Source organism: Myxococcus vastator, assembly GCF_010894475.1.
Classification (GTDB): domain Bacteria; phylum Myxococcota; class Myxococcia; order Myxococcales; family Myxococcaceae; genus Myxococcus; species Myxococcus vastator.
Genome location: NZ_JAAIYB010000531.1, coordinates 1 through 5,374, shown reverse-complemented (window position 1 = coordinate 5,374; position 5,374 = coordinate 1). Strand labels below are relative to the sequence as shown.

Below are 5,374 nucleotides of genomic sequence, written 5' to 3'. Positions count from 1 at the left end.
GCCCCCCTGGCCCCAGGGGCCCCACGCCGCCAGCCGCGTGCGCACGAACGACGACGCCGTCGAGTGCAGATAGAGCGTGCCCAATGCCAGACACGCCCCCACGAAGAAGAGGACGGGATGCGGGCTGAGGGTCCGCCCGAGGAACAGCGTGGCGAACAGCGCGCCCAGCGACGTGCCCACGAGCCCCCGCACCAGCTTGTATTGCAGCAGGGCCCGGCGCGGGACGGGCGCGGGGAAGAGCTGCACCACCTCCGTCTCCGAGAAGCTCAGCGACGGCCGGTCCCTGCCCAGCGCCCACGCGGCGAACAGCGTCCCCAGCGCGGAGCCGACCAGGGACAGCTCGGCGAACAGCCGCACGCCCTCCGACACCGGGCCCACCGGCCCCCGGAAGTCCAGGCGCCGGAAGAAGACGGAATAGAGATACGCCGCGCCCACCAGCGCGCCCAGCAGGTAGCGCGGCTTGCGCAGCCGCTCCAACTGCCGCCGGATGCGGTTGCGCCAGGTCGCGGCCCAGAGGAAGGCCACCGCGCGAGGGAAGCTCACGGCGCCTGCGTCCCCGCGCTGGTGATGCGGACGAAGAGCTCTTCCAGCGAGGCGTGCTCCCCTTCCGCGCCGCTCAGCCGCGCGCGGATGTCATCCAGGCTGCCCAGCGCCACCGCCTTGCCGCCGGCGATGACGAGCAGCCGGTGGCACAGCTCCTCCACCAGCGGCAGCAGATGCGAGGACAGCACCAGGGCCGCGCCCTCCTCCGCCCGGCGCCGCAGCGACGCCTTCATCCGCCGGATGCCGATGGGGTCCAGGCCGGTGAGCGGCTCGTCCAGGAGGATGAGCTTGGGCGAGTGTAGGAAGCCACAGGCGATGGACAGCTTCTGCTTCATGCCTCGCGACAGCTCGCCCGGCAGGGACTTCTCCTTGCCCGTCAGCTCCATCTCCTCCAGCAGCGCGCGGCCCCGCGCCTCCCAGTCCTCCACGCCGTAGAGCCGCGCCGTGAAGTTCAGGTGCTCCCACACCGTGAGGTATTCGAAGAAGCGCGGCTCGTCCGGCAGGAAGGCCAGCGCGCGCTTCGCGTCCACCGGCGTGCGCGACAAGTCATGCCCCGCGACCAGGATGCGGCCCGAGCTGGGCGGCAGGATGCCCGCCAGGCACCGCAACGTGGACGTCTTCCCCGCGCCGTTGGGCCCCACCAGTCCGAGCACCTCGCCAGGCGCCACCTCGAAGGCGAGCCCCTGCACGGCCTTCACCTCGCCATACGCCTTCTCCAGGCCCTCCACCCGCAGGACGGAATCCATTCGTGCGCGCTCGCCTTCAGTCCAGCTTCAGCAGGTCCCGAACGGTATCCAGCACGACCTTCGCCTGCACGGGTTTCACCAGGTACGCGCTGGCGCCCAGCTTCATCGCGCGCTCCCGGTCCGCCGCCGCGCCCTCCGTGGTGACGACGATGATGGGGACGTTGCGGTGCTCGGTCGCCTGCCGGATGTGGCGGATGAGCTTCAGCCCGTCCATCAGCGGCATGTTGATGTCCGTGAGCACCAGGTCGAAGCGGCCCTGCGTCAGCTTCTTCAGGCCCTCGGCGCCGTCCTGCGCCTCGGTGCACACCACGCCGGACAGGCGCTGCAGCGCGTACATGATGCTGCGCCGCATGGCCTGCGAGTCATCCACCACCAAGGCTCGAATCTGCTGCGTCATGGGCCGCGGACGTTAGCACCCGTGCGCCCCGTGCCGGAGTTTCAGCGCCGCCGCCGCGCCAGGGCCGCGAGCGCCGGGCCGATGTCACCCAGTGGAATCACCCGCTTCACCGCCCCGGTGGCGATGGCCTCGCCCGGCATGCCGAACACCACCGAGGTCTCCTCCGATTGCGCCCAGACCTCGCCGCCCGCGCGGTGCACCTCGCGCGCGCCCTCCGCGCCGTCCGCGCCCATGCCTGTCAGCACCACCCCCAGGGCCTTGGCGCCCAGCACCTGCGCCATGCTGGCGAAGAGGCGGTCCACGCTGGGCGCGTACTTGTCCACGCTCGTGGACGGCGGCGTGTGCAGCTCCAGCCGGGAGCCCCGCTCCGCCACCACCAGGTGCCGCCCTCCCGGAGCGATGTACACGTGCCCGGGCTCCACCAGGTCTCCGTCGCGGGCCTCCGTCACGGTGAAGGGGCCGATGCGGTCCAACCGGTCCGCGAAGGCGCGGGTGAACTGCGGCGGCATGTGCTGGCAGACCAACACGCACGGCGTGGGCTCCACGGCCAGGCCCTCCAGCACCCGCTGCACCGCCGGGGGGCCGCCCGTGGAGGCGCCCACGGCCACCACCAGCGGCGGCTCGCCCGCCACCGTCATGGCGCGAGCCCCTGGCGCCGCGTGCCGGTAGCCGGGGCGCACGTGCCGCGCCGCCCGGACCTTCTCCAGCAGCTCCACCCGAAGCGCCTCCATGGCGTCGAAGGTCGGGTGCTGCGGCTTGGCGATGAAGTCGAACGCCCCCAGCTCCAGCGCCTTGAAGACGTCCGAGCGGTGCGAATAGCTGGAGATGACGATGACGGGCGTGGGCGCCGTGCGCATCAGCAGGCGGAGGAACGTGTAGCCCCCGAGCTTCGGCATCTCCAGGTCCAACGTCACCACGTCCGGCTTCAGGTCCACGACCTTCTTCAGCCCCTCTTCGCCATCCGCCGCGCGGTCCACCACTCGCACGTCCGGCTCCGACTCCAGCATCGTGGAGAGGGTGCGCCGGTTGTGGGCCGAGTCGTCAATCACGAGTACGGAGATGACGTCCTTGCTGCTCATCGACGCGCTCCTTCGTCCAGCTCCGGCCTCCGGTACACCAGGTCCCCGCGCAGGTGAACGAACTCGAAGTCCGAGCCCAGGTTCAGCAGGTTCTCTGAGTGTCCCAGGAGCAGGTGCCCCCCTGGCACCAGCCGGTCCCGGACGATGCGCAGGAACTTCCGGCGCGCCGCCAGGTCGAAGTAGATGAGCACGTTGCGGCAGAACACCACGTCCATGCGGGGCACCAGTTGGCTCCCCACCTCGTCCAGCAGGTTGTGGTGGCCAAAGGACACCCAGGCGCGCGCTTCGTCCCGGACGCGCACGCGGTTGTTGCCCAGCGAAACGAAGTGGCGCTCCAGCAACTCCGGCGAGGTGGCGCGCAGCGCGGAGGGCCCGTACTCCGCTCGCCGCGCCATGGCCAGCACGCGCCGGGAGATGTCCGTGCCCAGGACCTCCACGTCCCAGTCGTCGAAGCGGCGGCTGTCCTTGAGGAGCATCGCCAGCGTGTAGGCCTCCTCCCCGGACGAGCACCCCGCGGACCACACCCGCAGCCGCCGCAGCCGCGCGTTGCGCCGCGCCACCACCGGGAGCAGCTCGTCCGTGAAGGCCTTGAGCTGCGTGGGCTCGCGGAAGAAGTACGTCTCGTGGGTGGTGAGGGATTCGACGGCCGCCTCCAGCTCGGCGTGCCGGTGGGCGTCGTAGCGCAGGTAGCGGTGGTACGCGCCGTAGTCCGGCAGCCCCAGCAGCTCCAGCCGGGGCCACAGCCGGCGCTCCATCACGAACTTCATGTCCTCGTGCACCAGGATGCCGCAGTGCGAATACACGTGGTCCCGGAGGAGACGGAACTCCTCCGCTGACATCTCCGGACGTCCGTCGTCGAAGCGTGCCATGGAGGCCTCTCAGCGCCGGAGCAGGCGCTCCACGGCGTCGGTGAGGGCGCGCAGCGCCAGGGCGTCCGACTCCGCCTCCAGCGCCTCCCGGGCGGCGGACAGACACTCCGGCCCCGCCGAATCTCCCAGCACCCGCGCCGCCGCCGCGCGGACGTCCCAGCGCGCATGACGCAGCAGGGACAGCGCCAGCGTCACCCCGGCCGACGACTCCGCCCCCGCCTCCAGCGCCGCCTTCACCACCTCCACGTCCGGATGGCCCGCGGCCTCCCGCAGCACCCCTGGGCCCGCCGCGCCCAGCCGCGCCAGGGCCCGCACCGCGGCCACCGCCAACGCGCCGTCCGCGTCCCGCGTCAGCGCCACCAGGTCCGGCACCCGGTCCAACGCACCGCAGTCCCCCGTCGCCTCCACCGCGGCCACCCGCACGGAGGGGTCCTCGTCCCTCAGCACCGGGGACAGCAGCGCGCCCACGTCCAGTCCGCCCAGCCGCGCCAGGGCCCGCGTGCCCGCGATGCGCACCGGCACGGACTCATCCGCGAGCGCCGCGCGCACCCACTCCCGGCCGACGTCACCGTCCAGCTCACACGCCGCCACCACCGCCGCCGCGCGCCAGCGAGGCTCTTCGTCCCGCGCCAGCCGCTTCAAAGTGGGCAGGGCCGGCACGCCGCCCACGCGGGCCAGGGCGGCGACCGCCGCGGGCGTGGCCCTGCGCGCCACCGCGTCCTCCAGCGCCGCCAGCACCGCCGGCCGACACGACTCCGCCAGCCCGGCCAGGGAGCGCGTCGCCGCACCCGCCAGGGACGGCTCTTCCAGGAGGGCCACGAGCGGAGGCACCGCCAGGGCCGCGCCCGTGCGCCCCAAGGCCCGCACCACCACCGCGCGGAGCTCGTCCTCCACCCACTCCAGCAGCGCGCACAGCGGCGCCACCGCCGCGGCGTCGACCAGGTCCACCAGCGCCTCGGCCGCGGCGGCCCGCGCCGGCAGAGACAGGTCCTGCAGGCACTGAAGCAAGGTGCGCCCGCCCTCCGGCCCCAGCCTGCCCAGCGTCTGCAGCACCTCACGCAGGAGCCGCGCCTCGCGCGCGCACTCCGCCACGGGCACGGCCAGCGACGCATCCCCCAGCGAGGCCACCGCCACCAGCGAGCCCGCGCGCACCAGGACGTCCTCGGACGCCAGCGCCTCGGCCAGTCGCGGCGTCACGCCGGGCAGGGGCCAGAGCGCTTCACGCACCACCGCCTCGAAGTCCCCGCGCCGCGCGCCGTCGGCTCGCGAGGCCTGGGTCCCCAGCGCGGACAGCGCCGCCTCTCGCACCGAGCGCAGCTCCGAGGTCAGGCCCAGGCAGATGCGCACCGTGGCGTCCGCCTCCGGAATGAGGCCCAGCATCCGGTAGGCGCTCCGCTGAAGCCGAGGGTCCGCCAGTAAGGCCTTCACCACCGGCAGGGGCGCCGCATGTTGAAGGAGCGTCAGCCCTTCCAGGGCGGACAGGCGAAGCAGCGGCTCCGGCTCCGCCAGCAACGACTCCAGCGCGGTGACGGCCCGCGCGCCGCCGATGCGACCCAAGGCCTCCGCCGCGGACACGCGCACGTTGAGGTCCGCGTCCGAGAGCGACCGCACCAGTGGGAGCTCCGCATCGCGATGCCCCAGGTGTCCAAGGATGTCCGCGGCGAACTTGCGCTGGTCCGGGTCTGGATGGGCCAGCAGGCCCACCAACGGGCCCAACGCGGCACCGCCCAGCCCCGCGAG

General features: G+C 73.1%; 5 protein-coding genes and 1 pseudogene. All 6 read right to left on the bottom strand.

The annotated features are described in order from the left end of the window. Positions 1 to 543 (bottom strand): annotated as a pseudogene (locus G4D87_RS33160) (putative ABC exporter domain-containing protein); the annotation flags it as partial. After that, positions 540 to 1,289, bottom strand: a complete 750-nt coding sequence (locus G4D87_RS33155; protein ID WP_163786690.1) for an ABC transporter ATP-binding protein — start codon at positions 1,287 to 1,289, stop codon at positions 540 to 542. The pseudogene G4D87_RS33160 and the gene G4D87_RS33155, both read right to left, overlap by 4 nt. A 16-nt stretch (positions 1,290 to 1,305) precedes the next feature. Continuing rightward, positions 1,306 to 1,686 carry a response regulator gene (locus G4D87_RS33150; protein WP_163786689.1) on the bottom strand — a complete coding sequence of 127 codons (381 nt, stop codon included), beginning with the start codon at positions 1,684 to 1,686 and terminating at the stop codon, positions 1,306 to 1,308. A 41-nt stretch (positions 1,687 to 1,727) separates the two neighbouring features. After that, a complete protein-coding gene (locus tag G4D87_RS33145) occupies positions 1,728 to 2,765 on the bottom strand; it encodes a protein-glutamate methylesterase/protein-glutamine glutaminase (RefSeq protein ID WP_163786688.1) in 1,038 nt (345 codons plus the stop codon). Further along, on the bottom strand, positions 2,762 to 3,634 hold the full coding sequence (locus G4D87_RS33140; RefSeq protein WP_163786687.1) for a CheR family methyltransferase: 873 nt from the start codon (positions 3,632 to 3,634) through the stop codon (positions 2,762 to 2,764). Before G4D87_RS33140 ends, G4D87_RS33145 begins: the two co-directional genes overlap by 4 nt. Positions 3,635 to 3,643: 9 nt before the next feature. Next, positions 3,644 to 5,374 (bottom strand): HEAT repeat domain-containing protein (locus tag G4D87_RS33135; protein ID WP_163786686.1); only part of this gene is annotated, 1,731 nt, incomplete at its 5' end.

Coding starts and splice junctions, on each gene's coding strand:
- G4D87_RS33155 (WP_163786690.1), bottom strand. CDS start 1,289: ATGGATTCCGTCCTGCGGGTGGAGGGCCTGGAGAAGGCGTATGGCGAG.
- G4D87_RS33150 (WP_163786689.1), bottom strand. CDS start 1,686: ATGACGCAGCAGATTCGAGCCTTGGTGGTGGATGACTCGCAGGCCATG.
- G4D87_RS33145 (WP_163786688.1), bottom strand. CDS start 2,765: ATGAGCAGCAAGGACGTCATCTCCGTACTCGTGATTGACGACTCGGCC.
- G4D87_RS33140 (WP_163786687.1), bottom strand. CDS start 3,634: ATGGCACGCTTCGACGACGGACGTCCGGAGATGTCAGCGGAGGAGTTC.